This window comes from Pseudoflavonifractor sp. An85 (assembly GCF_002161235.1).
Lineage (GTDB): Bacteria > Bacillota > Clostridia > Oscillospirales > Oscillospiraceae > Enterenecus.
Map to the genome: position 1 here is coordinate 74,704 of NZ_NFHE01000001.1, position 26,230 is coordinate 100,933.

Annotated in this window: 33 protein-coding genes and 1 pseudogene; 18 read left to right on the top strand and 16 right to left on the bottom strand. The window is 46.9% G+C overall.

Annotation, left to right across the window (positions count from 1 at the left end; translation table 11 throughout):
* Positions 1-3 precede the first annotated feature (3 nt).
* The 5 genes from B5G37_RS00380 to B5G37_RS00400 all read left to right on the top strand — a co-directional run bounded on the left by B5G37_RS00380 (position 4) and on the right by B5G37_RS00400 (position 6,036).
* Positions 4-228 carry a hypothetical protein gene (locus B5G37_RS00380; protein WP_040647389.1) on the top strand — a complete coding sequence of 75 codons (225 nt, stop codon included), beginning with the start codon at positions 4-6 and terminating at the stop codon, positions 226-228.
* Positions 229-244: 16 nt separating this feature from the next.
* Positions 245-2,362 carry a hypothetical protein gene (locus B5G37_RS00385; RefSeq protein WP_087241931.1) on the top strand — a complete coding sequence of 706 codons (2,118 nt, stop codon included), beginning with the start codon at positions 245-247 and terminating at the stop codon, positions 2,360-2,362.
* The gene (locus tag B5G37_RS00390; RefSeq protein WP_087241929.1) at positions 2,359-4,833 is read left to right on the top strand and encodes a hypothetical protein; all 2,475 of its coding nucleotides are present in this window, start codon (positions 2,359-2,361) and stop codon (positions 4,831-4,833) included. The genes B5G37_RS00385 and B5G37_RS00390 overlap by 4 nt, the downstream gene beginning before the upstream one ends.
* A complete protein-coding gene (locus B5G37_RS00395; RefSeq protein ID WP_087241927.1) occupies positions 4,826-5,458 on the top strand; it encodes a hypothetical protein in 633 nt (210 codons plus the stop codon). The genes B5G37_RS00390 and B5G37_RS00395 overlap by 8 nt, the downstream gene beginning before the upstream one ends.
* Positions 5,459-5,616: 158 nt before the next feature.
* The gene (locus B5G37_RS00400; RefSeq protein WP_058963793.1) at positions 5,617-6,036 is read left to right on the top strand and encodes a regulatory YrvL family protein; all 420 of its coding nucleotides are present in this window, start codon (positions 5,617-5,619) and stop codon (positions 6,034-6,036) included.
* Here B5G37_RS00400 and B5G37_RS15635 read toward each other — a convergent pair.
* The 4 genes from B5G37_RS15635 to B5G37_RS00415 form a co-directional block, all read right to left on the bottom strand.
* Positions 6,017-6,157: a hypothetical protein gene (locus B5G37_RS15635; RefSeq protein WP_242868335.1), complete on the bottom strand. Its 141-nt coding sequence runs from the start codon at positions 6,155-6,157 to the stop codon at positions 6,017-6,019. The two genes, B5G37_RS00400 and B5G37_RS15635, sit on opposite strands and share 20 nt — an antisense overlap.
* Before the next feature lie 239 nt (positions 6,158-6,396).
* Positions 6,397-6,702, bottom strand: coding sequence for a winged helix-turn-helix domain-containing protein (locus tag B5G37_RS00405; protein ID WP_242868333.1), 306 nt, complete (start codon positions 6,700-6,702; stop codon positions 6,397-6,399).
* A gap of 135 nt (positions 6,703-6,837) precedes the next feature.
* Positions 6,838-7,131 carry a metalloregulator ArsR/SmtB family transcription factor gene (locus B5G37_RS00410; RefSeq protein ID WP_077138516.1) on the bottom strand — a complete coding sequence of 98 codons (294 nt, stop codon included), beginning with the start codon at positions 7,129-7,131 and terminating at the stop codon, positions 6,838-6,840.
* 92 nt (positions 7,132-7,223) lie between these two features.
* Positions 7,224-7,778 (bottom strand): helix-turn-helix domain-containing protein, encoded by a 555-nt coding sequence (locus tag B5G37_RS00415; protein WP_227604675.1) that lies wholly within the window; start codon positions 7,776-7,778, stop codon positions 7,224-7,226.
* Positions 7,779-7,947: 169 nt separating this feature from the next.
* Here B5G37_RS00415 and B5G37_RS00420 point away from each other — a divergent pair, with 169 nt between their 5' ends.
* The 3 genes from B5G37_RS00420 to B5G37_RS00430 are packed head-to-tail and all read left to right on the top strand — an operon-like array spanning position 7,948 to position 9,820.
* Positions 7,948-8,151: a PLDc N-terminal domain-containing protein gene (locus tag B5G37_RS00420; protein ID WP_058963791.1), complete on the top strand. Its 204-nt coding sequence runs from the start codon at positions 7,948-7,950 to the stop codon at positions 8,149-8,151.
* On the top strand, positions 8,148-9,065 hold the full coding sequence (locus tag B5G37_RS00425; protein ID WP_058963790.1) for an ABC transporter ATP-binding protein: 918 nt from the start codon (positions 8,148-8,150) through the stop codon (positions 9,063-9,065). Before B5G37_RS00420 ends, B5G37_RS00425 begins: the two co-directional genes overlap by 4 nt.
* The gene (locus B5G37_RS00430; protein ID WP_058963789.1) at positions 9,062-9,820 is read left to right on the top strand and encodes an ABC transporter permease subunit; all 759 of its coding nucleotides are present in this window, start codon (positions 9,062-9,064) and stop codon (positions 9,818-9,820) included. The genes B5G37_RS00425 and B5G37_RS00430 overlap by 4 nt, the downstream gene beginning before the upstream one ends.
* A gap of 132 nt (positions 9,821-9,952) precedes the next feature.
* On the opposite strand, the gene B5G37_RS00435 is transcribed toward B5G37_RS00430, so the two are convergent.
* The 11 genes from B5G37_RS00435 to B5G37_RS00490 form a co-directional block, all read right to left on the bottom strand.
* A complete protein-coding gene (locus B5G37_RS00435) occupies positions 9,953-10,294 on the bottom strand; it encodes a winged helix-turn-helix domain-containing protein (protein WP_077138524.1) in 342 nt (113 codons plus the stop codon).
* A gap of 74 nt (positions 10,295-10,368) precedes the next feature.
* Positions 10,369-10,575, bottom strand: a complete 207-nt coding sequence (locus B5G37_RS00440) for a helix-turn-helix transcriptional regulator (RefSeq protein WP_087241923.1) — start codon at positions 10,573-10,575, stop codon at positions 10,369-10,371.
* An 87-nt stretch (positions 10,576-10,662) separates the two neighbouring features.
* Positions 10,663-11,307, bottom strand: coding sequence for an ABC-2 transporter permease (locus tag B5G37_RS00445; RefSeq protein ID WP_087241921.1), 645 nt, complete (start codon positions 11,305-11,307; stop codon positions 10,663-10,665).
* Entirely contained in the window at positions 11,304-12,170 is an 867-nt protein-coding gene (locus B5G37_RS00450; protein ID WP_343214205.1) for an ABC transporter ATP-binding protein, read from the bottom strand. The genes B5G37_RS00445 and B5G37_RS00450 overlap by 4 nt, the downstream gene beginning before the upstream one ends.
* Positions 12,167-12,544, bottom strand: coding sequence for a GntR family transcriptional regulator (locus tag B5G37_RS00455; protein WP_087241917.1), 378 nt, complete (start codon positions 12,542-12,544; stop codon positions 12,167-12,169). The genes B5G37_RS00450 and B5G37_RS00455 overlap by 4 nt, the downstream gene beginning before the upstream one ends.
* Before the next feature lie 261 nt (positions 12,545-12,805).
* The gene (locus B5G37_RS00460; RefSeq protein ID WP_242962712.1) at positions 12,806-13,147 is read right to left on the bottom strand and encodes a winged helix-turn-helix domain-containing protein; all 342 of its coding nucleotides are present in this window, start codon (positions 13,145-13,147) and stop codon (positions 12,806-12,808) included.
* 490 nt (positions 13,148-13,637) lie between these two features.
* Positions 13,638-14,252 (bottom strand): SdpI family protein, encoded by a 615-nt coding sequence (locus tag B5G37_RS00470; RefSeq protein WP_087241911.1) that lies wholly within the window; start codon positions 14,250-14,252, stop codon positions 13,638-13,640.
* Positions 14,239-14,538: an autorepressor SdpR family transcription factor gene (locus B5G37_RS00475; RefSeq protein WP_087241909.1), complete on the bottom strand. Its 300-nt coding sequence runs from the start codon at positions 14,536-14,538 to the stop codon at positions 14,239-14,241. The genes B5G37_RS00470 and B5G37_RS00475 overlap by 14 nt, the downstream gene beginning before the upstream one ends.
* A 31-nt stretch (positions 14,539-14,569) precedes the next feature.
* Positions 14,570-14,776, bottom strand: a complete 207-nt coding sequence (locus tag B5G37_RS00480) for a DUF1648 domain-containing protein (protein ID WP_087241907.1) — start codon at positions 14,774-14,776, stop codon at positions 14,570-14,572.
* A gap of 44 nt (positions 14,777-14,820) precedes the next feature.
* Positions 14,821-16,416, bottom strand: coding sequence for a hypothetical protein (locus B5G37_RS00485; RefSeq protein ID WP_087241905.1), 1,596 nt, complete (start codon positions 16,414-16,416; stop codon positions 14,821-14,823).
* Complete coding sequence (locus tag B5G37_RS00490) at positions 16,367-17,110, bottom strand: ABC transporter ATP-binding protein (RefSeq protein ID WP_343229675.1); 744 nt, start codon at positions 17,108-17,110, stop codon at positions 16,367-16,369. The genes B5G37_RS00485 and B5G37_RS00490 overlap by 50 nt, the downstream gene beginning before the upstream one ends.
* A 187-nt stretch (positions 17,111-17,297) precedes the next feature.
* On the opposite strand from B5G37_RS00490, the gene B5G37_RS00495 reads away from it, so the two are divergent.
* Both B5G37_RS00495 and B5G37_RS00500 read left to right on the top strand, forming a co-directional pair.
* Positions 17,298-18,209 (top strand): ParM/StbA family protein, encoded by a 912-nt coding sequence (locus B5G37_RS00495; RefSeq protein WP_087241901.1) that lies wholly within the window; start codon positions 17,298-17,300, stop codon positions 18,207-18,209.
* Between the two features lie 5 nt (positions 18,210-18,214).
* Positions 18,215-18,649, top strand: coding sequence for a hypothetical protein (locus B5G37_RS00500; RefSeq protein WP_087241899.1), 435 nt, complete (start codon positions 18,215-18,217; stop codon positions 18,647-18,649).
* 38 nt (positions 18,650-18,687) lie between these two features.
* Here the strand turns inward: B5G37_RS00500 and B5G37_RS00505 are convergent, their stop codons facing one another.
* Positions 18,688-19,023 (bottom strand): helix-turn-helix transcriptional regulator, encoded by a 336-nt coding sequence (locus B5G37_RS00505; RefSeq protein WP_006573917.1) that lies wholly within the window; start codon positions 19,021-19,023, stop codon positions 18,688-18,690.
* Positions 19,024-19,154: 131 nt separating this feature from the next.
* Between B5G37_RS00505 and B5G37_RS00510 the strand changes: the two genes are divergently transcribed.
* The 8 genes and pseudogenes from B5G37_RS00510 to B5G37_RS00545 all read left to right on the top strand — a co-directional run bounded on the left by B5G37_RS00510 (position 19,155) and on the right by B5G37_RS00545 (position 26,228).
* The gene (locus B5G37_RS00510; RefSeq protein WP_242962713.1) at positions 19,155-19,700 is read left to right on the top strand and encodes an SLOG family protein; all 546 of its coding nucleotides are present in this window, start codon (positions 19,155-19,157) and stop codon (positions 19,698-19,700) included.
* Positions 19,701-19,861: 161 nt separating this feature from the next.
* Positions 19,862-20,344, top strand: a pseudogene (locus B5G37_RS00515) (DUF4368 domain-containing protein); the annotation flags it as partial.
* A gap of 26 nt (positions 20,345-20,370) precedes the next feature.
* Positions 20,371-20,724, top strand: coding sequence for a TnpV protein (locus tag B5G37_RS00520; protein ID WP_087235871.1), 354 nt, complete (start codon positions 20,371-20,373; stop codon positions 20,722-20,724).
* Between the two features lie 157 nt (positions 20,725-20,881).
* On the top strand, positions 20,882-21,529 hold the full coding sequence (locus tag B5G37_RS00525) for a TetR/AcrR family transcriptional regulator (RefSeq protein WP_087235873.1): 648 nt from the start codon (positions 20,882-20,884) through the stop codon (positions 21,527-21,529).
* Between the two features lie 136 nt (positions 21,530-21,665).
* The gene (locus B5G37_RS00530; RefSeq protein WP_087235875.1) at positions 21,666-22,262 is read left to right on the top strand and encodes an MptD family putative ECF transporter S component; all 597 of its coding nucleotides are present in this window, start codon (positions 21,666-21,668) and stop codon (positions 22,260-22,262) included.
* Positions 22,262-22,981: an energy-coupling factor transporter transmembrane component T gene (locus tag B5G37_RS00535; protein WP_087235877.1), complete on the top strand. Its 720-nt coding sequence runs from the start codon at positions 22,262-22,264 to the stop codon at positions 22,979-22,981. The genes B5G37_RS00530 and B5G37_RS00535 overlap by 1 nt, the downstream gene beginning before the upstream one ends.
* Positions 22,982-22,992: 11 nt before the next feature.
* Entirely contained in the window at positions 22,993-24,477 is a 1,485-nt protein-coding gene (locus B5G37_RS00540) for an energy-coupling factor ABC transporter ATP-binding protein (RefSeq protein WP_087235879.1), read from the top strand.
* Complete coding sequence (locus tag B5G37_RS00545) at positions 24,474-26,228, top strand: ABC transporter ATP-binding protein (protein WP_087235881.1); 1,755 nt, start codon at positions 24,474-24,476, stop codon at positions 26,226-26,228. The genes B5G37_RS00540 and B5G37_RS00545 overlap by 4 nt, the downstream gene beginning before the upstream one ends.
* Positions 26,229-26,230 lie beyond the last annotated feature (2 nt).

The following is a 26,230-nucleotide window of genomic DNA, read 5'->3' on the forward strand; positions in this document are numbered from 1 at the left end:
CATATGGAAAGAAAGTATTTCATCCCTGTTGTCAATCGCGTTTATACCAACCGCAATAATAAACAGTACCGCTGCACCGGCTTCGTGGAGGGCAGCTGCCCGTGGGAAACGGTAGCCTATTTCACAAGGCTGTCCGACGGCTGGAGCCTGACTGCGCATGGACCGCAAATTTACGAAGATGGGACGATTGAATGGAACTATTCTACCGGCGGGCATTGGCCGCAGTGAAAAGGAGGGAAATATTGTGACCCAAGAAATTATACCTGCATACAGCACCTTCCAGAAGGACATAGATCTTACGCTGTATCACGCCTTTGCTGAATTGGTTGTACAGACAGCCCAGGACGGTGAGGCGAGAATCCTCTACCGCCAGCTGGAAGCGAGACAAATCTGGCAGGAAGATCAGAATGTTTCCAGCTATTTTGAAGCTTACAGCCTGCGCTATCCCGGCGAAGTGCTGGAACGCTTCGAGGAAAAACTGGGGACAGACATACGCATCCTGCGCGCGCTGGCGCTGGCCCTGGGCTACACCCGCCGGTGCCAGGCCGACACAATGTTTGTGGGCAATCAGCGGAACGATTTTATTCAAAAACTTCGCAGGACCACCGGGACGGATGTTTACCTGCAAGGCGCGCTCTATCTGCTGGAAACCGACGCTCTCCGGCGCCGCACGCGGCTGGATGAACTGGCCGCCAGGGAATACGCCAGGACGGAGGAGGCTCTGTTTGTGCTCTCCCTGTTTGATGATCCGGAGACCGGCTATCGGGCTATGCGGCCGCAGCTGACGCGGCTGTTTGGACCAGAAAGGACGATTTCTATGGCACGGGATTTCGGCGTGCTGGAATGGTTCATCCGTTTCTACGCTGAAGAGGCAAAACGCTATCGGGGAAAAAACGATCTGGTATTGCGGACGCTGATGAAGCTGCCCTACATGAACATGAAGCCGGACAGTCGGGAATTTTCGGTTTTGCATACTGCCGGGTACAGCATGGAAGAGATTACAATGGCAAATTCCCTGGCGGTGTGGGCCGACCGGATACCGGACCGGCTCTCATCCAAAGGCATTGTGGCGGAAAAGATCGCGGTGGCCTGCGTCCGAATGCTGCTGAACGGCCCGGATGGACAGCCGGAAGAGATCTATGCGTACATCAGCTGGCTGTTCCAGGTTTACAAGAAATTTGAGGTCAGGTACGAGGGATATCAGGATCTCTGGGCAGCCATCCAGACGGGGCTTGCACCCACAGCCCCCCAGACTATCCTCTGGATGAATCAAACAATTAAAAGACAGTTCCCTTATCGCTTCGATGTCTTCGACCCGCGATACGACATTCTGGCAAACGAGCTGAGTAATGAGGAATATGCGGAACTGTTTACCGTGCAGATGCTCCGTTCCCGTGCGGCGATCCCGCTACGGCGCTGGCTTACGCGGTATCAGGCCCTGACTGGTGTGGAGTATATTGAGTATTTTAACAAGCGCCATTGGCTTACGCTTCGCAGCTTTGTTTTGCTGGTGGAGCGAAAGGAGATCAATTTGTGGCAGTTTTTTGAGCAGCACAAGGGGGACGGGGCTCGTGCCCATCCTCTGGAGCTTTTAGAGGAATATGCGCTGAAAATCTCCAGCTGTCGGTGCTTTCGGTTTGCGCAAAAGCTGTTCAGTCAGTACACTTTCTCCCAGCTACAGGAAATTTTCGGAGATAACTTTTATTTCCACCAGAAGTTTGTCAAGAAGGAAAGCTATTATAACAAAAAAGTCCAATCGTTCTCTATGGTCCGGCCGTTCCTGACAGCGGAGCAGCACCGCCAGCTTTATGACTGGATCGATGCCTCGCTCTTTCAGACAGAGCCGGAATACTATGATTCGTTTGTCCTCTGTGCCCTGAAGGCCCCGGTGATCCAGCGCATCTATGACAAACCGCTGCTGGCGTCTGTGCTGAGGCAGCTTCTGACACACGATGCCTGCAATGGCTACGAAGTAAATCAGTTAAAGGAGCGGTTCTATTCCAAGGAAGAAATGGAGACCGACCGAAAAGCCACCGCCGAACAGGAAGAACAGGAAAAGGAACGCCAGTGGCAGCAGCAGGTCATGAAGTGTCAGGAGAAACTGGCAAGTTGCTATAATGGCAGCGCGGAATCCCTGATCCAGTTCATGCACGGATATCATTTTGGTGAGATCAGGAAAGCTGCGCTGGGTATGGTCTATGAAAAATTGTTGGAATGGCCGGCAGGCTACGCTCAGACCCTTGAGGCGGCGGAAATGTGGAAATTTTTTGAGCTGTGCGGGAGTCTTGTGATGTATGAGCCTCGGCCGCGCAGAGAGATATTGACAATGGTGCAAACCATCGTAGGAGGTGAAGCAGCATGACAAACACATTGAAGCATTTAGCCCTGCTCGTCCGCATGGAGAGCAGCGGCCTGAAACTGGGGTTGACGGGAAAATTCCCGGAGGATGCCCTGGACCAGACCTGCGAGCGGGTGGAAACTTTTCAATTACAGAACAGGCTCCGCACCGGAAATGACAATACGCAAATTCAGAAGGAACTTGTACGGACGCCGGAATTTGCGGCGCTCTACCATGCGCTGTGCAATGATGGGGTGGATGACCGGTCGATCACAAGTATGCTCCAGTCGGCTGTAGCCTGCGATGAGCAGTTGACGCAGTATCCCAAAGAACAGGTGCTGGCGGCAGCGGGAACGGATATCCCTTTGTCCCTGCGATTTTATTACATGAAATTCTACCTGCCGTTTATCAAGTATGAGGAAGAAGGAGAGGCCATCATTGACAACATCAATGCCTTCCCGGCCACAGAACGGGAGGAATTATCCGCATTGACGGACGCACAGAAGAACATGATGCGGCAGCCGTTTCTCGGCCCGTACCTGTTCAACTGGAACAACAATGCGCGCGAGGCGCTGGAGCTGCTGGAACAGAACAAGCCCCTTCAGCGGGTCCTGACACTGCTCTACCGGCAGGGGGTGGCGCTTGATCTGAACGCGGCACGGCTCAAAGACCTTTGCTGGGTAGAGACGGCCGATGTGATGAAATTCCGCCGCCTGCTGGCCGCCTTTGAATATGATACCGAAGACATCGATGCCTTTTTTGAGCGGTGGCTGGAAAATCACGCGGGGCAGTATGACCTTAACTGGTTTATCTCGCACACAGCGCCGCTGGACAAAGGACAGCGGCAGGAGATCCTGCGAAATGACCTGAGCTATCTCAACGCCCTGTACTCCGGGAGGCTCCATCTGGATTTCAGCTCTATCCGGCGTCATCAATTCCCTATCCTCACTTATGCAGTGCGGCATGGGAAGAAGCATTTTCTGGATCTGGTGAGCGAGCACAGCGAGCTGTTCCTTTCGCTGGGACGGTATGCGCTGCTGTTTGAGGATAAGTTCTGTGAACACTGCAACCTCAACAGCCTCACAGCCAGGAACCTGCAGGCGTGCGATACAGTAGAACGCGGCAGCAGCCATTTTGACCTGCTGGAAGACGGCAGGCAGTACACCTTTGAAGAGATGTGGCTGCTGTGGCAGCAGGATGAAATCTATGTCCGGCTCTACGCCATGCTGACGCCCCTTTCCGTGGACAGACGGCTGCTCACTTTGCGCCAGCTATTGAAGCATGGGCTGGTCAGCCACCACATGGAAGACCAGGAACTGGAACAGCTTGCCCGGTGTCTGCTGGAAAAGCCGTTCAGTGAGTGGTATCGAGGCACTTTTGGACACATCCGCGGCCTGACCCGGAGGACGGCCATGTGGCTGCTGCGGAAATATGAGCAGCTGCAGGTATTTATCCAGGAGATGCAGTCCGAGGCGGACGCGATCTTTGCGCTCAACAACGGGGCGGTGATTGCCGGACAGAAAAACTGGACGCAGGTTCGTGCCGCTGTTTTGACGATGGATCGGGACTGGCTTGACCTGAAAGAAAGGTTTTCCATTACCGATGAATTTGTGGAGCAGCACAGGGAGCCGGTCACCAATTTCCTGCTGCGCGGCGGCAGTGCGATGGTGCGCTCTCTGTACGGCTACCTGCAAGGCAACGACAAGGCTATTGAGGCCTTGAGAAGGATCGTACAGGCCGAACTGATGGGCCAATTCTATGCGTTGAAATATTTTGCCGATGACCTGCAGCGGGAGATTCGCTATCCCATCAGCGAGGTGCAGGAGGCAACATGGAAACCCAATCTCACACTGAAGCGGGGAGCATTTTCCGCGGAAGAAGCGGATGATTTCTACTTTACGATGAGGCTGGGAGAATTGCCCCGCACCACATGCCTTTCCTGCTGGGACGGAAACCAGAGGGACTGCCTGCTGGCAGCCTTTGATTCCAACAAGAAGATGATCTTGATTCGGAAAGGTGAAGACATTGTGGGCCGCGCCTGCATCCGGCTGACAAAAGGGGCGTTCCAACGACCTGCGGACTTTAATTTTTCTTTTGCTGATCTGGCTCAAGTGCAGTCGGCGGATAAAAAGCGCGCTGCTGACGAAATGCTGGTTCTGTTTTTGGAGCGCATCTATACTTCCAGATTGAACGATGAAGAAGTGAAAACCGCAATGAAGCTGGCCGTTTCCCTGGTGACGCAGAAAGCGGCGGCCATCGGCGCCGTCGCTGTGCTGGCGCGGCGCTATCTGGGCTGCTATGACCGCGATCAGTATGTTGGCAGCCACTTCTATGTGTATATCTCAAAATCCAAAAACGGACAGCAGTATCTGGATTCAATGGGAGGCGCCGCGGTGACTTCCCACAAAGAGCAATATACGGGGGCTGTTTTTCTCGTAGAACAGGCGGCGATGCGCACGGCAGCGCCGCAGAAGGAGGATGAATTATATGAATGACCGCACTCTGGTAAAATTACGATGCAATAAGGAAATGTTGGATATTCGGACTGTATCCTGGACCCGGAAATCCCCCTACAGTTTTTCCATTTTGAGAAGCGAACTCCAGCAACTGGAGCAACGGCCACAAAACCGGCTGATTTCCGGTGACTGCGGTTCCTTTGCCGTCCTGCGGCTGACGCAGAGGCCAGGTGACATGAAGATGCTGGAGATCCGGTTCACCTGGCTTCAGGAGATCGGCGCCGGTAAAGTACACGGCTGGCAGGAGAATATTCGGCTACCCTATGAGCCGTTCCATGTTTTTGTGGAAAATGGAGAGGATATGGATGGCGCAGAGTGGCGCCACCTTTCCGTTCCGGAAATGCTCATGCCTCGTTATGAGTTCCACAGCCGGAAAAATCTCCATGAGGTTGCCCGGCGGCCCGTTCTCCGGCGCAAGCTGGGACGAGTCCTGGGGCGGCATTTCCAGTGGCGCGGCACAGAAAAGATCGTCATTTATGATGACGGCCAGCCTTACAGCTTCTTTTTTGAAGAATACACGCCTTATGGCATAGGGATCTGCGGCGGTATCATCCTGAATAGCGCCGAGGACTTGGCAAAGGCCCAGTACAGCGTACATACCTAAACAGTACGCTGATTTCGTGTAACAAACGCAACGCCGCCGGGCAGAGGGATTTTCCTTCTGCCCGGCGGTATTTTTTGTTTCCAATGGAAAAGTTCATATTCCTATGATATACTCATATCAGCTTCAAATTCAAATCACGATATAAGGGGGCGAAACTCTTGGATAATAACAGCAACAAAAAGCGGGAAAAAATAATCACATTCATTTTTGGGGCGCTTCTAATCATCATCGTCCTGGCCATAATCGCCATATTCAGCGGTGCAATTATGCGTCTGCTCGGCTTTGAATATGAGAGCGTCGGCGGCTTTATCCTCTATTTTATAATCGCATCGGTTGTTTCGTATCCCATAAATTTAATAGCGGGCGCACTACCAAAAGCTTTGCTTAATCTTGACAGAATAACAAGGGAAATAGCTGTCTGTATGTATGTGTTGTTAGATACTATCGCTACATTTTACGGTTTCTATATCGTCGATTATTTCATGCCCTCTGTATCTGCAAATACTATTTCGCTGATTGTTTTGGCTCTGGTGTTTGCGCTCTTTGGGATTAGCGATATCAAGAAAAAAGAGTGCTAAGTTCACTTTTTTCACATTTTCCATTATGATACTTTGTATAGTCGCCGTATTTATCTGCACTTGCAGTTATGGCAGCTTCGTTCCGCTCCCAATACAATCCGATGATTTCATTGTCCTTCATTGCGTCCTCCTTTCCTGTTGCGTAAAGGCCTTTCACCTATATACACAACAAAATTTGTTATTCATTGCATGAAAAATGAAAAAAGGTTAAAAAATTTGGGGGACTCAAAAGTATAATTTCAACCGCGAACTCTCAGTGCAATTTAGCTTTTCAAAAAATTATACCACAGTGCTTCGGAAATCTGTACTGAACTGTGAAAAGTAGCGCCGCCTCGATTCTAACGAGGCGGCGCTGTTCTTCTATTTTGTTGTGAAGCGGTAGCCGTGGCCCCGCACTGTTTCGATGATGCCAGTCCCCAACTTGCGCCGGAGCTTATAGACCATGCTGGAGATCCCCGTCCAGCCGGCGTCAAAGGAGTCCGTGGCGACAGCTTCATAGATCTGGCGGGCAGTGAACACCTGCCCCGGCCGGCGGGCCAGCAGGAGCAGAATATCAAACTCCATCGGCGTCAGGTCTACCATTTGGCCGGACTGCCACACAAGCCTGCGCTGCGGGTCGATTTGCAGAGAGCCAAAGAGCAGCGGGGCATCTGCGGAGGCGGTCACTGTGGAGAAGTTCGCAACAGAAGCAAGAGCCGTCACAGTGTTTGCAAAGATGGCGTCCTCGTCGTCGCTGAAGGATAGAATTATAAATTTCCCAATTTTCCCCCACCTCCTAATTTTTGCTCGAATAATTTACAATCACTTATTTGACTTAGCATTATATAGCCCCATTAGCCACAGATACACTTCATCCAATGCGCCGCGATTGATGCTATATATCCTCTGTTTTTCTACTTGACGACAGCAAATTAAGCCACTCCTTTGCAACAGAGAAAGATGATAAGAAATCGAGGCAGGTGTTATCTGAAAATATCCTGCAATCTCTCCGGCAGAGTGTGGTTTTTTGCTTAGCCGCGTTAGAATTTCTCGTCTGGTTGAATTTGATAACGCATGGAATTTTTTGTCCAGTGCATTTTCGCGCCCATTTCTCATAATGTATCTCCATTGTTCCCGATAACAAAATATTACCATTATGGGAATATTAAGTCAAGAGAAAACGCCCTGTGCATATAGGGCGTTTTTCTCTATTCGTCCGCTTTATGCTCCGGGGAGATAATCAATCCAACCGTTCTTAATCTGCGACCCGGCTCTGGTTTATTATCTTGAAGTGGATATAAGATTTGAGCAATATCCGATACCACTTTTTCCAGTTCCTCATCTGTCAAATAAACATGAGAAAGGCTAAGACCAGACCGATCCCTTTTTATGTCAATTCCCGGTGTGTCGCAGTATTCTTGAAAAATCTTGGCGAAGGTCAAAAAATACTGAAAGAACATCTGCATATAAATGGCACCAGAATTTTCTCCGAGAACTGATGGAGGATCAGACGGGTCAAAAGTTAATGCGTAAGTCTTTTCAACTGTTCCGCGTATTGGTGTTTCATTAACGATTTTCAATAGTCCATCATCGGTCATTCGTTTCAAATTACGATATAGTGTAGTTTGAGGAATATCTGAGCATTTTTCAGCCAAATACTTTGCGGTAACTTCCCCTCGACGCATTATTTCTATCAGCAGGCGGCTCTTGGCCGGATTTGAAATACATTCCATAATCTTTTCATTCAAATTCTTACTGCCCATGTTCAACCTCCTTTTTGAAAATATTATCATTTCGGAAATAAAAAGTCAAGGGAGGGTATTGCTTTTTTGTTTCCATAGTGGTAATATAACCTGTGCGGGAATATTAAGGCGAAAATGTCGAACCCCCGCAAATATCGATACGAATTATAACAATAGGAGGTAAATTGGTATGTCTTTGTTGCAGGAAATATTTCCGCTTCTTATTCCCATCTTTGTGATTGATGTGATCCTTGCCGTGGCCGCTGTCCGGCATATTCTCCGGCATCCGCATTATCGCTTTGGGAACAGGGCTATGTGGCTTGTAATCTCTCTGGTTATCCTTATGTTTGGCCCGATTATCTATTTTGTTTTTGGGAGAGGTGAGGAAAAATGAATGTGCTTTCTATCCGCAATCTATCTAAAAGTTTTGGACAGCAGCAAATTATAAAAGATCTGAATATGTCTGTTCCAGAGGGGAGCGTTTTTGGCTTCATTGGACAAAACGGTGCAGGAAAAACAACAACAATGAAAATGGTTTTGGGGCTTTTGCAGCCCGATCAGGGAGAAATCCTTGTGTGTAATGAACCGGTTCGCTTTGGGCAGACCAAAACAAATCAGTATATTGGATATTTGCCGGATGTGCCGGAATTTTATAACTATATGACTGCAATGCAGTATCTTACACTGTGCGGAGAAATTGTTGGCCTTCCCAAAGAAAGCATTTCTCAAAAGGGAAAAAAGCTACTTTCCCTTGTCGGTCTTGATGGCGTAGAAAAGCGTGTTGGCGGTTATTCGCGTGGTATGAAACAGCGCCTTGGAATTGCACAGGCGTTATTGGCTGATCCTAAACTGCTGATTTGTGATGAACCTACCAGCGCCCTTGACCCGGTGGGAAGAAAAGAAATCTTGGACATTCTTTATAAAATCCGTGGGACAACAACGGTTTTGTTTTCAACGCATATTTTATCCGATGTGGAGCGCATTTGCGATCATGTGGCACTCTTGAATGACGGTAATATTGCTGTTGGCGGAACGCTTTCGGAAATCAAAGCGTTGCATAGCCATGACAGCCTGTTAATTGAATTTTCAACCGAGGCCGATTTACAGCATTTCAAAGAATGTATGACAGGACAATCGCTCCTGAACGGATCAGAAGAAAAGGGGCGGGAAATTGTAATACACAGCCGGGAGATGAAAAAGGCCCAGCATACCATCTTCTCCACTTTAGCCGAAGCAGACCTTGTGCCGGTCAAGGTGGAACTTATGGAGCCGTCGCTTGAAAGCCTATTTTTGGAGGTGATAAAATGAAAGGCTATATTGCATTTGTAAAAAAAGAGTTTGTAGAAAATCTAAAAAACTACCGCTTTTTAATCCTGTTTGCAATCTTTGCGGTTTTCGGAATGTCCAGTGCTTTTCTGGCAAAATTCACGCCGGAAATTATAGCTGCATTTGGAGCCGGATTAGAAATCACCGAGGAACCTGTCGCCCTTGACGCATGGCAGCAATTCTTTAAAAACATATCCGGCATTGGATTTAGCGCATTTATCATTCTGTTTGGAAGCTGTATGTCCAGTGAGTATTCCAAAGGGACATTGCTACTGCTGGTGACAAAGGGATTGGCAAGGCCATCTGTGATTATGGCAAAGTACACCGTAGCAGCAGTATCTATGACGGTTAGCTTTTGGGTGAGCTTTGTAGGTGCCTATGGATATACATATTACCTTTGGCCAGATGCTTCACTTTCAAATGTTGTACCGTCTGCGTTTTTTATGTGGATGATTGGATTTCTCTATCTTAGCATCCTCATACTCGGTTGTGTTCTATTCAAGCAGACTTTTACAAGTATCCTGTTTACTGGCGGGATTGTAGCCCTGTTCTCTGTTTTAAGTGTTGTAAAACCGTTATCTGCCTTTAACCCGGTTGTCCTCACTTCACGAAATGTTGACCTGATTTCAGGTGAGATTTCAATGACGGAGTTTCTTATTCCATTTATTGTTTCAGTGGTTTTATCTGTGGTATTTTTAGCGGCAGCAATCCGGGCATTTAATAAAAAGCAGTTATAAAGCCCGAAATTTTACTCCCTCATTCCCCAAAATAAAGAAAGGTTGCTGTCGATTACACTATCGAGCCAAATTGTTGAACATACCGATATAACAGCAGCGCCGCCCCGGTAGAGCCGAGGCGGCGCTGTTCTGCTATTCTGGTGTGAAGCGGTAGCCGTGGCCCCGCACTGTCTCAATGATGCTGGCGCCCAGCTTGCGCCGGAGCTTATAGACCATGCTGGATATCCCCGTCCAGCTGGCGTCAAAGGAGTCCGCAGCAACAGCTTCATAGATTTGGCGGGCGGAGAACACCTGTCCCGGTCGGCGGGCCAGCAGGAGAAGAATATCAAACTCCATCGGCGTCAGGGTCACCATCTGGCCGGACTGCCACACAAGCCTGCGCTGCGGGTCGATTTGCAGAGAGCCAAAGAGCAGTGGTGCATCTGCGGAGGCGGCCACCGTGGAAAAGTCTGCGACTGAAGCAAGGGCTGTCACGGTATTTGCAAAGATGGCGTCCTCGCCATCGCCGAAGGATAGAATTATAAACTTCCCATGTGGATCACCTCCAATTACTTCCGAATTCTATCAGTGAAGTCAAATACATCTTCAATTTTCATATCAAATAGTTGCGCAATATCAAAAGCCAGCCAAATAGATGGATCGAAACGACCTGATTCTACAGCATAAATTGTCTGGCGGGAGACATTAACCATTTGCCCTAGATCTGTTTGAGTCAACCCATTTTCTACTCGAAGTTGTCGGACTATATTTTTCAATCTTCCTTCCTCTATTGGTGTGGAGTTTGTTCTAAAACTTCTTTCAAATGATTTGTGCAGAGACATTGAAAGTGACAAGCGGCTTAATTAGCAATATTTTTTCTTAAAGAGTGCGACTGATAGAATATAGGAAATTGCAAAGAGTACCAGAACGCCAATAAAGCCGATAGCCATGCTTAAATCAAAATGCTCTACGATAAATCCCATAATTGCGTTATCAGTTACTTTTGACCAAATTCCAAGTACAACCAGCAGGATAATCAAAATGAACATCACCGCAAATCCTGCATTGACACCCATCCAATAGTTAGAGGGCAAAATAAAGGCGAGGAACAGCAGCACAATACAGAAAGAGGCTACCGACAAGAAAAGATAAAACCCATATCGATATGCGGGAAAACAGAAATAGGAAATGGTGTTTACTACAAGCGCAACACACAATCCAATGACAGCACCAATGCCTGCAAAGGCATATCGGCTGGTAACGATTTGTTTTTTGGAAAGTGGCAGAGCAACGGCATATTTACTCCATTTCCATTGTTCATCGGAGTTTGCAAGAGTAATAATCATAGAAGCAATTTCCAACGGAACAAGAAGAAAACTGATGTAAATAGAACCAGCTCCTTCCAGAATAATCATCAACGCAGCGATAATGGCGAGATCCATGATAAGGCGGGCAATTCCGTATTTTTTCTTGACTGTCAGAAAATCTTTTGTCAGTAACCCTTTCATTTCATTTCCCCCTTTACATAGAATAGCATGATTTCTTCAATCGTAGCAGGTCCAACGATTACATCTGGGTTCTTTTTAGTGATTGTGTGCCGATTCCGAACTAGGACCTTATATTGGTAATCTTCTTTTCGATAGGCAATAATCTGCGATTTGTCCATAGCATCAAATACGGCAGCTTTACAGTTGGCTATTCCGTAATTGTCAATCAAATCGTCTTTCTCATGAGAAAAGACTAGTTTGCCCTTATGGATGAAAGTAATATAATCTGCAACCTTTTCCAAGTCACTGGTGATATGAGAGGATACCAGTACAGAGTGCTTTTCGTTTTGAACGAAATCAATCAGCATGTCTAACACATCATCGCGAATAATTGGGTCTAGGCCGCTGGTAGCTTCATCCAAAATCAGTAGTTCTGCATTGTGAGATAATGCTACGGCAAAGGCCAGCTTCACTTTCATGCCTTTGGAGAAGTCTTTTATTTTCTTGTTTTTTGGCAATTCAAACTTTTCAAGGTGCTGATGGTAGAGCTGCCAATCCCAGCCAGAGTAAATGCCACACATGAATTTTCCGATTTCTTCTGGCGTGAAAATGTCAGGGAAGTGGTTCTCATCAAATACGACGCCAAGTTTATCCTTGATCTCAATTTCGTCTGCAATATGATCCTTGCCAAAGATGAGGACTTGACCATCGCTTTTTTGTGTTTCATTTAAAATACAGTTGATAGTCGTAGATTTGCCAGCCCCATTCTCTCCTATTAGGCCCATAATTACGCCGCGAGGTAAAGCAAAGCTCACTCTGTCAAGAACAAAATCGCCATAGTCTTTTGATAGCTCTCGGATTTCTAAAACATTATCAGTCATCATTCATCCTCCTGATACATAAGTGTAAGCAGTTCGGTCAGTTTATCCAGAGATATTCCGCTTGTGCGGGCAATCTCGATTGCCTCTGCAAATTTTTCTTCTATTCTCTTTTGTTGTTCTTCCAGGTAGAAGTCCTGATTTTGTGCTGATACATAGCAGCCTTTTCCTGCCGTTATTTCGATGAACCCATCATCTTGTAGGCAACCATAGGCTTTTTGAACAGTCAAAATACTGATGCGTAAGGATTTTGCCATAGCTCTCACCGAAGGAAGTGGCTCACCGGCACTTAGTTCACCGCTCATAATAGCGGCTTTAACTTGAGATGCGATTTGTTCATATAGCGGCTGGCTTGCCTTGTTGCTTACGACAATCTCCAATCTATCTCTCCTCCTCTCTGTTATGCACTGTATTAACTGTATTGCTCTATGATAACAGTATATAACGGAAATACGCTGATGTCAATAGACTGACAAAAATTATAGCTGCATCTCTTAATTTTTGAGGTACAGCTATTTGCAGAATTTCATTGTAATTTTGCCTTCACCTGAGGTATGAGAGCTGCATTGTCGCTGGCGCTCATACCTCTTTGCAATATAACAGTAGCGCCGCCCCGGTAGAGCCGAGGTGGCGCTGTTTTGCTATTCTGGTGTGAAACGGTAGCCGTGGCCCCGCACCGTCTCGATGATGTCGGAGCCAAGCTTGCGGCGGAGTTTATAGACCATGCTGGAGATCCCGGTCCAGCCGGCGTCAAAGGAGTCCGCGGCGACAGCTTCGTAGATCTGACGGGCGGTGAACACCTGCCCTGGCCGGCGGGCCAGCAGGAGCAGAATGTCAAACTCCATTGGCGTTAGGTCTACCATTTGGCCGGCCTGCCACACCAGCCTGCGCTGCGGGTCGATTTGCAGAGAGCCAAAGAGCAGTGGTGCGTCTGCGGAGGCGGCCACCGTGGAGAAGTCTGCGACAGAAGCAAGGGCCGTCACAGTGTTTGCAAAGATGGCGTCCTCACCGTCGCTGAAGGATAGAATTATAAACTTCCCATGTGGATCACCTCCTCTTAAATTTTTCCTTGTATAGTTACTTGATTATTTATTTTACTTAGTTTTATATAGATTTTGTAACCATAGATACAATTCATCAAGTGCATCATGGTTGAGGCGATATATCCTCCGTCTTTCTACTCGGTGGCAGGAAATCAACCCACTCTCTTGCAATAAGGAAAGATGATAAGAAATTGAGGCAGGTGTTATCTGAAAGCAAGTTGCAATCTCTCCGGCAGAGTGTGATTCTTGGTTTAACCGCATCAGGATTTCTCGCCTGGTTCGATTTGACAACACTTGAAATTTCTTATCCAGTGTGTTTTCAGACTCCTTCATCATGGCGCATCTCCGTTGTTTCAAACCAAATATATTATTTGCTAATCTGCACGGACGGGTATAACTGTCAATAGCAAATGCGCCCATTATTCTTGGGTTATATCTTTTTCGTGATTTGGCAAAAGATAATCAATGAGTATATGCAAACAGCTATAATCCAAAGACCAATTCCCAGCAAAAATATAAGATTGTTGTTTTGCACAAACAAGACAAGCAAACATTGAATAATCCCAAAAGGAATCGCCGTGTATCCAGCAAACCGATGTGTTTTTTGCCAGCATAGTTTATCCTTTAGAATCCAAGGCAATTTAAACCCAATGCGGCTGCGGTAAGGCATTTGTGGCAATAAATTCCCAACCAATACCATTACGCCTCCCACGATAAGCACTATGCCTTTCATGTAATTCATCTGCAAACCACAGTATTTAGCTACCGTGACAAAATAGAAAAGAAAAACTCCAAGCCCCAAGAGGTTAATCGCAGTCAGAGTAATATCATTTCTCACTTTGTTATCACTTTTGGAGATTTTATGAGGGAAAAATGCCACAATAGCTAACGCTAACAAAAGAGCAAAACAAATCCCGATAAAAACCCAGCGGGAAGGGCTTTGCATGAACAAAGGGATTTCACTGGGAAGGTACTTAAAACACAGAACCGTCCCTATGATGAATATAATCAAGAATATCGTATTCAGACTTCTATATAGTTTCATTCTCGTCTCCCTCTTTTCCTACCGTTTTATTGGTATCAAAAAACTCCAAAAATGCGCCTAAAGTTGTTTGCAATACAGAAGCATTCAGGGAATAAGTAACGGACATCCCCGTCCGCTCGCTTGTCACTAACCTTGCTTCTTTCAAAATGTCAAGGTGCTTTGATATGGCAGGCTTTGAAATCGTAAAGTTTTCAGAAATCTCTTTCGCTGTCATATCACCATTCGCAAGCAGCTTTAGGATTTGTCGTCTGGTATCATCAGATAGAGCTTTGAATACAGTAGTCATCTAAACGAATCTCCTTTCTATAATACTGTATTCATTTTTTCTTTCGCGTGAATTGATGGTAAATCAAATACGGAACCGGCGTAAGCAGCAGAATAAAATACTTGCTTGCATACCATCCTGCCTCGCCATTTGCATCAAAATGGAAAGGTATCTTGTCTGGAAGAAAAAATGTTGCCACAAACAAAATGACAAAGGCTCCGATCAATAGCGCCACAGGGATCAAGTTCTTCTTACTCATAGCTTCTTCCTCCTTTTGATTGATTGACATATTTTGAAAGGCAATTACTCCCGATGTGAAGCAATTCCTTTACACACAAGTAAAATTAAAATACATACGCTGCACAACAGAAAGGTTATAACGCCCCCGGCAAGGAATCCATTCTGAAGCATTTTTGCAACCGCAAATATATATCCTATTGAAATTGCGATGCAAAGCAAAATGGATAAAACCACATTAACATTCTGCTTAATCGCCTCTGTTTCATTTGTCCATTCCAATTTGGGCCGCTTCATGTCGATCCATACTCCGATCAAGTTCCATAACGCTGCAAATGATATGCCAACAAGAGCAATTACTCCAATCTGGATAAGACCATAGTGGAAGTAAACCTTAAATATGAAGCAATTTATGATAATCCCCATCATTGAAATACTTGTAGAAAACAGGGCCTTCACAAACGCTTGCTGCTTTAATGAATACGGAATAATCTTCGCTATCCAGAAACTTGCCCCCTCTCTGGAAAAACTGCTGGAAGCCACTACATTGATTGTGGATGTGAGGACTATAACCGCAATCGCAAATAACATTGCATAGAAGGAAAACTCCGGGGCAGATACCAAGGTTCTTATTTGTTCTATACTTTCTGCGGTTGTACTGATCCGGAAAGACAGCGGCAGTAAAAAGGGGGTAACAAAAATCCCAAACAGTCCATTTATGACATATACTGGATTACGGAAAAAAGTTTGATACTCTTTCTTAAAATAACTTCTCAGCTTTGACGACGAGCTGTATTCCATCGTCGATAAACGAATCCGTCCTTCTTTATCATAAATGGCATATTTCTTTCCGATCACAAGATAGCTCAAATAGTAATAGCCGCCAATAAATATCACAACAAGTATCATGCAGAGCAGCTTTAGTACGGGATGAAAACCGATATACTGATTATAGAATGGGAATGGTACAATGAAATCATTAACCCAGTTTAATAAGTCTCGTTTTTCATCTATTTGTCCATTGGATAATAGACCGCCAATCACGCCGCCCGCAAAATACACTATGATTCCTGCAACCACCAGCAGTGTCCTCATGCGTTTCAGAAGCATGGCAAATTTCAAGCATATTGTCACAAGAACCGCCAAAGGGAACACAACAATATGAGGAAGTATTGCTGCCGCAGAGATATATGTAATTATCACAGAAACATTTCCCATGTATTGCGCGTGAACTATACAGACGGGAAGCAGCAGTAAAGTTTCAATCCCATAGCAGAACAAGATTACGGTAATGTACTTGCCTGTAAAAACATCACATGGCCTCACAGGAAATAGCAGCAAGTGTCCTATATCCTTTGAAAAACAAAAAACGTTGATCAGCAGGAAGGCGCTCGCAATCGAGAGTATCATTGCCACTGCAAACAGTGTAAGCCGACAAAACAATGCTCCCAGCCCCAACTCGGAAAGTCCATCATAAAGCTGTCCCAGCATTTGAAAATAGTAGTAATAGAACACGCTTATAATACTTAAAACAAAGCAACTCAGCACAATAACGTAGGCGTCAGGGCGTTCTTTTAACTTATATCGGAAGTTCAAAAAGCTAAAATTGATCTTACCGATTGCTTTGCTTAATTGAAAAATCTTTGCCCATCGGTACATCATTAACCACCTCCATATAAATATCCTCTAAAGAAGTTTCGGAAGGGTTATCTCGAAGTTCGATTGTTTTCTTAATCATGCCAGCTTGCATAATTACAATTTTATCACATAGGTTCTCACAAATTTCCAATATGTGAGAGGAAAACAGAACCGATTTTCCGAAGGTCGCCCTGGATTGAATCAATTTCTTCAAGACCTGAACCGCTTCTACATCCAGTCCCGTCATCGGCTCATCTAACACCCAAAGAAGGGGATCATTCACCAGTGAAGCTATAATCGCAATTTTCTGCTTTGTCCCATGAGATAATTTTTTGATAGGGCTGTTCAGATATTTTTCAACCTGGAACGCCTCTATCAGCGGAGCATAAATTTTACCTCTTGTTTCAGAAGGTACTTCGTACATATCCGCTATAAAATTCAAATATTCCTTTCCCGTAAGATTGTTGTATATATCATGGCTGTCAGAAACATAGCTGATTTGTTTCTTGTATTGCATGGGGTGTTGCTCCAGAGAGTAATTACCAAGGCAGATAGAGCCTTTTTCAATCGGTAGTAATCCCAAAATCAGCTTTAAGGTTGTGGTTTTTCCAACTCCGTTTTTCCCTAACAGGCCAACGATTTCTCCATCCAACACAGAAAAGGTAAGATTGGTCAGCACAGGTACTTGCGGCTGGTAATGAAAAGACAAGCTGGACACATTCAACAAGGTGAACACCCCCTTCATAGCTTTTAACCTTTTGGTTAATTGGTTATTTTCAGTATAGCACTATGTTTGAGAAATGTCAATGCACAAGGCAATTTTCTCAATTTTGCCTTCGCCTGTTGAGAAAGGCGTCATCCAGGCGTAAAGGATATGTATAAAGCAAAAAAGGAGGCATTCACCTATGTTAATTGGTGTCGATCATGGCAATAAACAAATTAAGACGGTTCACTGCACCCCGTTCGTTTCCGGCCTGCAGCAGAGCATGACCCGGCCGTTTGGGCCGAGCCTGCAATACAGCGGCAACTACTATACGCTCTCCAACGAGCGCATTCCTTACCGCAAGGACAAGACTGGGGATGACCGCTTCTTTATCCTCACCCTGATTGCGATTGCGGAGGAATTGACGGCCCGCGGCGTTGACGAGAAAGAATTGTACCGTATCCAGCTGCCGGTGGGGCTGCCGCCGGCCCACTTCGGCGCCCAGGCGGAAAAGTTCACTGCCTATTTCCAGAAGAAAGGGATCGTAGAATTCCAGTACCGGGACAAGCACTATGCCATCAGCATTGATGATGTGGCCTGCTATCCCCAGGCATACGCGGCGGCGGCCACCATGCTCCACACGCTGATGAATGAGGCCAAGGCGGTAGTAGTGGACATTGGCGGCTTCACGGCAGACTATCTGCTGATGAAAAATGGAAAAGCCGACCTCAGCTCCTGTGATTCGCTGGAAAACGGCGTAATCCTGCTTTACAATAAGATCAGGTCCAGAGGCAACGCAGAATTGGATCTTCTGCTGGATGAGGGAGATGTGGACGCCATCCTCACCGGCAAGCAGACGCAGTACCCGCCGTCGGTAGTCCGGTTGGTGGAGCAGCTGGCACAGGAGTTCGTCAACGACCTGTTCAGCACCCTGCGGGAGCGGATGCTGGACTTGCGCTACTGCACGGTGGTCTTTGTGGGCGGCGGCGCCATTCTTTTGCGCCGGCAGATTGAGGCATCCGGAAAAGTGGGTAAGCCGTTGTTCGTCTCCAATATCAACGCCAATGCAGCCGGATATGAGTATCTGTACCGCCTTGAAGCTGCGGGCAGGTGACAGCTATGGCGGCCAAGAAAGAACGGGGGCGTTTTTCCCTGCGGTTCAATATCAGCGACCCGATCCATTTGGCAACGGTCGAACTGCTGGAAAAACAGCCTGACCACGGGAAAGCACAGTATATCGCCAATGCAGTCGTTTTCTACGATACCCACTTCGCGGATGATCCACAACCGTTAAGAGCAGCGGCACCGGCCATAGACCGGGCCGCCATTGAAGCCATCGTGCGTGAGATTCTGCTCCAAGAGACGAGGCACTCTGAAAAGCCTGCCGCCGCCCCCGCCGCCTGCCCGGATGCAGAAACAACAACGGCCCCGGTGCCGCAGGAGCGGACGCCGGAGCCGGAATATGTGTCGGAGCTGGGAGAGGAACCGGAGGCAGATGATGCGATCCTCGGCCTGATCTCCAGCACAATGGAAGCTTTTCGCCAGGGGAGATGATATAAAAAGAGGTATGAGGGCTGCATTGCCGCTGGCTCTCATACCTCTTTTTCTTCCTGTATAGCCGCGATGAAGTTGTCGATAATATTTTCCAGGTGTCGGTATTGGCAGGGAGTCAACGACGAGACCTTTTGATTGAGCAAGCGGGTGTCACCTTCCACGACCTGACCGCGCAGCAGATAGTCTGTGCTGATGTCAAGCGCATCGCAGATCTTCAGCATCGTTTCAGGCCGCATGGCTTTCGTGCCCAGCTCCGCAGTCGAAACGGTCTGGGGCGTGACATGCGCCATCTTGGCCAGAGCCTCTTGTGTCAATTTTAGTTGTTTGCGCCGGTCCAGCATCCGCTGGCCCATTTCTTTCAAAAGTTCGCCCATTCGCAACCCTCCATGCTATAGCTATATTTTATCCGCTATAACATAAAAAATTAAGCGGCCATGGTTGAACTTCATCAGCCATAGCAAGTATAATGGGCTATATTGAGAAAAAAGTTTCTGGAGGAGATGAGATGTCCCAGTTTTACTCGTGTGCAATTACCAGTCAGCGGCCTACACGGTTCAAATTCAAGTATCAGGAATATATGACCTCGTGCAAGCGCCTGAAGAAACGGCTGCACGATGTTTTTACCGAACTGTACCGGCGCGGTGTGCGCCGGTTCTATGTTGGTGGGGCCCTTGGCGTTGATCTATGGGCCGGCGAGATCCTGCTGGAAATGCGCCGGCAGGAAGAGTACCAGGAGCTGGAGATCGTGCTGGTCTACCCGTTTCCGGGCCATGACGAGCGATGGGACCCAAAGAGTCGGGAGCGTCTGCGCCATCTGAAGGAAAACTGCGACCAGTTTGTAATGGGCAGCAAAATCGTGGGGGCCCAGGGGTATCGGGAGCGCACTGCCTACATGGTAGAACACGCTGATTGCCTGGTGACCGTGTGTGATGATGAGACTGCTGGCCCGAGCGGCGTGGAGGCGGTGTTGCGGATGGCAGAGGCGAGGAAACTGCCTGTGGTATTGATCCATCCAGATACGGGAAAGGTATCGGGATTAACTCTGGTATAAAGGAAACCGTTCCTTTATGAATGTATGGCCGGTTATAGTAGTGATGGCCGTATCTATTATGAGCAGAGCTGTTACGGGATACATCTCTCCTATGCAGCAAATTAAAACAAGATATGGAATGGTATCAGAGCGGCACATCCATATCAGTAATCGGATACGCTACCGGCTATGAGCAGAGCCGGAAATCTGCGGAGAAGTTTATAGCCCTGATTGACAAGTATGAGAATTTCGACACGCTGACAAACACCATGCTCAACGAGTTTGTAGAGAAAATTCTTGTCCATGAGCGCGCCCGGAAAGGCAGCCAGGACACCACGCAGGAGGTTGAAATCTACTTCAACTTTGTGGGCCGGTATATCCCGCCCGCCTTGCAGCCGGTTCCCCTGACCCCGGAGGAGCAGGAAGAACTGCGGAAGAAGGAGGAACGCAAGGACAGGCTTCACCAGAACTATTTACGCCGCAAAGCAAACGGCAAGCAGAAGGAATGGGAAGAACGCTACAACGCCAAGCGCAAGGCAAAAATGGAGGCGGCAAAGGCAGCTATCCGGGCCGAGGACATGGAGAAGGGCATTTTTACCACCGTCAGCCAGTTACCCAGGCAGGAGCCGCGCAAGGCCACCGTATCGGCCAGTGCCGCAGTTTGACCATCACAGTGCAAAGGAGAATGAACATGAGCGAATTGACTTACACCCGCTGCGGAGATTACTACATCCCCGACTTGAAGCTGTCCGAGCAGCCGGAGGCCCCCATCGGCAAGTATGGCCGTATGCGGCAACGCTACCTGAAGGAACACCGACCCAGCCTTTACAGCAGCTTGATTTTGAGCGAAAAGCTGTACCTGCACCTGTTGGAGATTGACCGGGCGGCGCGGGAGCGCATGGATGCCATGCTGCCCCGTATGATGGAGGCGGCGGGCGTCACTGAGGAACTGAAAGTCCGTGATCCCATGCGCTGGGTGGGGCTGATGAACACGCTGAAAGCGCAGGCGGAGGAAATTGTTTTAGATGAGTTAATTATGGCTTAACAGCATCGAACAGGCGGATTTTTTCCGCCTGTTACATTGTTTTCCGTTAGCATTAACAACCAAACATAGAAAGACCATCTTGACTATCTGATCTTTCTATGCTATATTTAGACCATCGGTTTAGACCGGTGGACTAAAACATGAAGGAGGTGAGCCTATGGCCAAGATGATTGAAGGCGTAACGGAGAATATTCTCAAGTGTGCCAAAGAAGAATTTCTTGCCAATGGATACGAGAACGCTTCTTTGCGTAATATTGCCGAAAAAGCAGGCACAACGAAAAGCTCCTTGCTCTATCGGTATTCGGACAAGGAGGCGTTATACCACAGTATTGTCCAGCCTGTTGCTGATGGCTTTTGCGAGTTGTTACAAAAAACGCTGGCCGGGTTTGAGGCTTTAGAGCCGGAAGAACAAAAAGCACAAATCAATAGCTACTCCAATGGCAAATTTTCAAAGCTGATGGATTTTGTTTTCGCCCATCTTGATGAATTCAAAATCATGCTTCTCAGCGGCGAAACAAATTGCTATCAGGAGTTTATGCACAGAGTGGTTGCGATTGATATACAGACCACTTTGCAATACATTGAAAAGACTGGAAACGATGCGATTTCTTCTGGCCGGTTGACAATGGAATTGGCCCACCTGCTATCGAGCGCTTTTTATACGGGCCTTTTTGAAACCGTTATCCATGATATGACCAAAGAAGATGCTAAAAAGCACATACAAAGTATGAGCTGGTTCTTCAATGCCGGATGGAAAACGATTTTTGAAGGCGGGAAAGTGGGTGATGTCATGTGGCCGGATTAAAGCCGCCCGAATGATCTGCGTATAGGCGCTTTCACACAATCTTACAGCCGATGGTTTGATATGAAAATATTCAAAGCGTCGGCTACATTTTGACAGATAGGTTAGCAGTAACTAACAAACAAAGGAGGATATTTTTATGGAAAACAATGTGCAAACCTCAAAAATTGGCGTGCGCGATCTTGTAAATGTCGCAATCTTCACGGTCATTTATTTTGTGATCTTCTATGTGTGTGCAATGACCGGCTTTGTTCCGGTGATGGCTGTTTTTTATCCTGTGCTGACAGCGATCATTGCAGGCATACCCTGCATCCTTTTCTACACGAAGGTAAAATCCTTCGGCCTCGTGACAATCATGGGTGTGCTTCTGGGCCTTATCTTTTTCCTGATGGGATATGGATACTACGCTCTGATTACCGGCATTGTCTTTGGCTTGCTGGCAGATGTCATTATGAAGGCTGGAAAATATAAAAGCTGGAAAGCGATGCTGGCAGGCTATGCAGTTTTCAGTGTTTGGCAGGTCGGGACACAGCTTCCCATGTTTATCATGGGCGATGCTTATGTTGAAATGTACCGTGCCAGCCAGGGGGATGCCTTTGCAGATGGCCTCGCAGCCTTAGTGCAGGGCTATATGGTTCCAGTTGTCATTCTTGCAACTGCTGTCGGCGGTGTCATCGGCGCTTTGATTGGCCGCGCTGTCCTGAATAAGCATTTCAAACGGGCGGGAATTGCATAATGAGTGGGAAGGTATCAACGAATACGCAGCAAGCCGTTATCAATCTTGACCCAAGGACAAAACTATATACCTTAATGGTGTTCAGTCTTGTCATGGTTCCATCGTCTGAAAGCGAACTTGATACCATTTTGAAAATCGTGTTTGCAGGGCTGGCTTTCCTGATGTTGATAAACATCAGGAGGCCCGGCCTTGCCGCGGTTTATGCGGTGGCCTATTGTGCCGCTTATGGGGCAAATGGGCTACTGGCGTACATATCTGGAATGAGCCTTTTAGGTATTATCATTCGCTTGTTAGTCGAGGTGGTGCTTCGTATGATGCCCACCCTGTTTATCGCCATGAGTTTTTTACAGACAACAAAAGTCAGCGAGTTTGTGGCGGCGATGGAAAAAATGCACATTACCAGAAAAATCACAATTCCCTTCGCTGTGATATTTCGCTTCTTTCCTACGGTGGCGGACGAGTACCACAGTATTCAGGATGCAATGAAAATGCGCGGTATTGGAATTAGTAAAGGGCCGATTGCCATGTTGGAATACAGGCTCGTACCGCTGATTGCTTCTGTTGTGCAAATTGGTGACGAACTATCCGCTGCCGCCGTTGCACGCGGCCTCGGCGTGGATACGGAAAGAAGTAATTACTGCAAAATAAAGATCAAAGGGTTGGACATCCTTTTGATGGTTCTGTTAACCGCTGCGCTTATTCTCTATTACTTGTTTTAAGGAGGGGCACGATGATCGAACTGAAAAATGTGTCCTTCCGCTATAAGGACAGCGAACAGGACAATTCTCTTACGAATGTAAATCTATCTATTCACGATGGAGAAGTTGTCCTTATATGTGGAGGATCAGGGTGCGGAAAAACAACAATCACACGGCTATTGAATGGCCTTATTCCCAGCTTTTATGAGGGGCAGCTCACTGGTGAAGTCCTGCTTAATGGAGAAAACATCTCGAAGCAGCCGATCCATAAGGTAGCCCGCAAGGTTGGCTCTGTTTTTCAAAACCCGCGCACACAATTTTTTAATATTGACTCTACCAGTGAACTGATTTTTCGATGTGAAAATCTGGCTGTACCTGTTGAGCAAATCAGCCAGTATTTAGAAAACGCAATCAATGAATTTGGAATTGGAGAACTTGTTGGGCGAAATCTATTCCATCTGTCTGGCGGTGAAAAGCAAAAGATAGCCTGTGCCTCAGTTTCCATTCCCATGCCGGACATTTTTGTTTTGGATGAACCCACTTCTAATTTGGACTGGCGCTCAATCTGGATGCTGAAAGATATTATCATGCGATGGAAAGCCCAGGGAAAGACCGTTATTGTTGCTGAACATCGGCTTAGTTATTTGAAGGGTGTGGCAGATCGGGTTGTTTATATGAACGATGGAGAAATCAAAGAAGATATGCCCGCTGATACATTCTGGAGCCTGTCAGCAGATGAAATCAAACGCCGTGGGCTACGATCCATATCGCCAGTGTCTTTTGGCTCCAATGCCAGAACACCGCATAGTTCGGACTGCTATTCTGTGAAAGATTTATCGTTTCATTACAAGGATGGCGTTGGGATTGAAATACCGGCCTTATCTATTCCGAAAGGTGCGATTGTTGGAATTATCGGGGAAAATGGAGCTGGAAAAACGACTTTTGCCCGTTGCCTGTGCGGGCTTGAGAAACGGGCAAGAGGTTTATTCTCGTTCGGAAGTAGAACATACAGCAACCGGCAGCGGCTGAAAATATGCTATCTGGTTATGCAGGATGTCAATCATCAGCTTTTTACAGAAAGCGTTGAAGATGAAATTTCCATAAGCGTGGAACATACGGACGATGCTCAGCGTGAAAAAATAGTTGATGAGATCCTGCATGATATGGATTTAATTGCATTAAAAAGTATCCATCCCCTTTCGTTATCTGGCGGACAAAAACAGCGCGTGGCGATTGGAAGTGCCATTGCATCAAAAAAAGAAATTATGGTTTTTGATGAACCGACAAGCGGTTTGGACTATCGGCATATGTTGGAGGTTTCAAATTGCCTCAAGAAATTAAGCGCCATAGGGAAAACATCGCTGATTATTACCCATGACCCGGAATTGATTGCAGAATGCTGTGACTATTTCATTTTTATTGAGGATGGGACTGTGAAATGGTATGGGCCGTTTGATACACAGAACGGACAGCGTGTTCAACAATTTTTCGGTTCTGAGGAAGGAGGGGCTTTATGAAGCAGAAAGAAGATAATCCAATAAAAACTCTTTTTGAGTTTTCCGGCGATGCCAAGGGAAAGATGTCGCTGTCTGTAATTTTGACAGTTCTGTCAGAGTTATTTGGTATGCTCCCCTATTTGACCGCCGCCATGCTTGCCAACGAAGTTTTCGCAGGTACAGCAACGATACATAGTACACTGATTTGGGCCGGAATTGCCGCAGCAGGTATCATCCTCAAAACTCTGCTCGGTATTGTTGCATCCAGCCGCAGCCATAAGATTGCATTTACCATTTTGTGCAATATTCGGTGTGCGATTGCAGAAAAAATGCGAAAGGTTCCAATGGGTGTCATGCTGGAAACGCCATCCGGCGTATATAAAAATCTCATCGTAGATAATGTTGCAAAATTAGAAGATGCGATAGCGCATTTTATCCCCGAAATCCCTTCAAATATCGCAGCTCCGGCAGCCTGCATTGTTTTGTTGTTTGCGTTGGACTGGCGCATGGGATTGGCGTCACTCATTACAATTCCTCTTTGCATCCCTTTTATTTTCGGGATGCTTCGCGGATATGGTGAGAAAATGGAAACCTATCTGCGTAGCGGAAACGAAATGAACGCAGCGCTGGTTGAATATGTTGGAGGCATCCAGGTCATAAAAGCCTTTAGCCGTACAGGAGCATCTTTTGGCAAGTTTTCTAATTCAGTGAACTTTTTCCATGACAGTACGCTTGATTGGTGGCGGCAATGCTGGTTTTGGATGGCTGCGGTAAAAGCAATTCTTCCATCGACAATGCTGGGAAGTCTGCCCATTGGTGCATACCTCTATATGAACCAGCAGATTTCACTTCCGATCCTTGTTGCGTGCATTATCATCCCCATTGGTGCGATTGCGCCTTTGATGAAGCTGGCAAGTGCCGGTGAAATGCTGACAACGATTACCGCCAATCTGAAGCCCGTCAAAGATTTCCTCGCAACGCCGGAACAAAAACGGCCGGATGCGAAAGTTGAATTTGACGGAAGTGCATATTCTTTTGAGAATGTTTCGTTTTCCTATAACGATACCAAAGAAGTGCTTCATGGCATATCTTTCCAGACAAAACCAGGAACTATGACCGCTATCGTTGGGGCTTCCGGCTCTGGCAAATCAACGATTGCAAAGCTGATGGCTGGATTTTGGGATGCGACTTCCGGTATCGTTCGTTATGGTGGAAAGGACATAAAAGACATTCCATTCGATCAGCTGATGCAGGAAATCAGCTATGTGGCGCAGGATAACTTTTTGTTTAATAAGTCTATTCGAGAGAATATTCGCATGGGAAACCCACAAGCGTCTGATCAGGAAGTAGAGGCTGCGGCCAAAGCCGCAAACTGCCATGACTTTATTATGAAATTGCCGCAAGGGTATGATACCTTTGCCGGTGATGCGGGAGATCGGCTTTCAGGGGGCGAACGCCAGCGCATTACGATTGCAAGGGCTATGCTGAAACAGTCAAACCTTATCATTTTGGACGAGGCAACTGCCTACGCTGATCCCGAAAGCGAGGCTCAAATCCAAGAGGCTGTTGGGCGTCTTGTTCACGGCAAAACTCTTGTGGTTGTCGCCCACAGGCTTTCTACTATTCAAAATGCGGAGCAAATTCTTGTCGTTGATAAGGGAAATATTATTGCCAGAGGAACACAGAAAGAATTACTGGAACAGTGTCCACTGTATCATCGAATGTGGCAGCAGTATGTCGGAGCATCAAATCTGGAAAAGAAGGAGGGATAGGC

Excerpts from the sequence above, each read along its gene's own strand:
- B5G37_RS15635 (WP_242868335.1), bottom strand. The coding sequence starts at position 6,157 with ATGAAGGACAATGAAATCATCGGATTGTATTGGGAGCGGAACGAAGCT.
- B5G37_RS00450 (WP_343214205.1), bottom strand. The coding sequence starts at position 12,170 with ATGATGACTGATAATGTTTTAGAAATCCGAGAGCTATCAAAAGACTAT.
- B5G37_RS00535 (WP_087235877.1), top strand. The coding sequence starts at position 22,262 with ATGAGTGGGAAGGTATCAACGAATACGCAGCAAGCCGTTATCAATCTT.
- B5G37_RS00415 (WP_227604675.1), bottom strand. The coding sequence starts at position 7,778 with ATGGGCAGTAAGAATTTGAATGAAAAGATTATGGAATGTATTTCAAAT.
- B5G37_RS00390 (WP_087241929.1), top strand. The coding sequence starts at position 2,359 with ATGACAAACACATTGAAGCATTTAGCCCTGCTCGTCCGCATGGAGAGC.
- B5G37_RS00485 (WP_087241905.1), bottom strand. The coding sequence starts at position 16,416 with ATGATGTACCGATGGGCAAAGATTTTTCAATTAAGCAAAGCAATCGGT.
- B5G37_RS00380 (WP_040647389.1), top strand. The coding sequence starts at position 4 with ATGGAAAGAAAGTATTTCATCCCTGTTGTCAATCGCGTTTATACCAAC.
- B5G37_RS00520 (WP_087235871.1), top strand. The coding sequence starts at position 20,371 with ATGAGCGAATTGACTTACACCCGCTGCGGAGATTACTACATCCCCGAC.
- B5G37_RS00495 (WP_087241901.1), top strand. The coding sequence starts at position 17,298 with ATGTTAATTGGTGTCGATCATGGCAATAAACAAATTAAGACGGTTCAC.
- B5G37_RS00500 (WP_087241899.1), top strand. The coding sequence starts at position 18,215 with ATGGCGGCCAAGAAAGAACGGGGGCGTTTTTCCCTGCGGTTCAATATC.
- B5G37_RS00505 (WP_006573917.1), bottom strand. The coding sequence starts at position 19,023 with ATGGGCGAACTTTTGAAAGAAATGGGCCAGCGGATGCTGGACCGGCGC.
- B5G37_RS00530 (WP_087235875.1), top strand. The coding sequence starts at position 21,666 with ATGGAAAACAATGTGCAAACCTCAAAAATTGGCGTGCGCGATCTTGTA.
- B5G37_RS00475 (WP_087241909.1), bottom strand. The coding sequence starts at position 14,538 with ATGACTACTGTATTCAAAGCTCTATCTGATGATACCAGACGACAAATC.
- B5G37_RS00445 (WP_087241921.1), bottom strand. The coding sequence starts at position 11,307 with ATGAAAGGGTTACTGACAAAAGATTTTCTGACAGTCAAGAAAAAATAC.
- B5G37_RS00470 (WP_087241911.1), bottom strand. The coding sequence starts at position 14,252 with ATGAAACTATATAGAAGTCTGAATACGATATTCTTGATTATATTCATC.
- B5G37_RS00425 (WP_058963790.1), top strand. The coding sequence starts at position 8,148 with ATGAATGTGCTTTCTATCCGCAATCTATCTAAAAGTTTTGGACAGCAG.
- B5G37_RS00540 (WP_087235879.1), top strand. The coding sequence starts at position 22,993 with ATGATCGAACTGAAAAATGTGTCCTTCCGCTATAAGGACAGCGAACAG.
- B5G37_RS00410 (WP_077138516.1), bottom strand. The coding sequence starts at position 7,131 with ATGAGAAATGGGCGCGAAAATGCACTGGACAAAAAATTCCATGCGTTA.
- B5G37_RS00395 (WP_087241927.1), top strand. The coding sequence starts at position 4,826 with ATGAATGACCGCACTCTGGTAAAATTACGATGCAATAAGGAAATGTTG.
- B5G37_RS00430 (WP_058963789.1), top strand. The coding sequence starts at position 9,062 with ATGAAAGGCTATATTGCATTTGTAAAAAAAGAGTTTGTAGAAAATCTA.
- B5G37_RS00525 (WP_087235873.1), top strand. The coding sequence starts at position 20,882 with ATGGCCAAGATGATTGAAGGCGTAACGGAGAATATTCTCAAGTGTGCC.
- B5G37_RS00480 (WP_087241907.1), bottom strand. The coding sequence starts at position 14,776 with ATGAGTAAGAAGAACTTGATCCCTGTGGCGCTATTGATCGGAGCCTTT.
- B5G37_RS00510 (WP_242962713.1), top strand. The coding sequence starts at position 19,155 with ATGTCCCAGTTTTACTCGTGTGCAATTACCAGTCAGCGGCCTACACGG.
- B5G37_RS00545 (WP_087235881.1), top strand. The coding sequence starts at position 24,474 with ATGAAGCAGAAAGAAGATAATCCAATAAAAACTCTTTTTGAGTTTTCC.
- B5G37_RS00420 (WP_058963791.1), top strand. The coding sequence starts at position 7,948 with ATGTCTTTGTTGCAGGAAATATTTCCGCTTCTTATTCCCATCTTTGTG.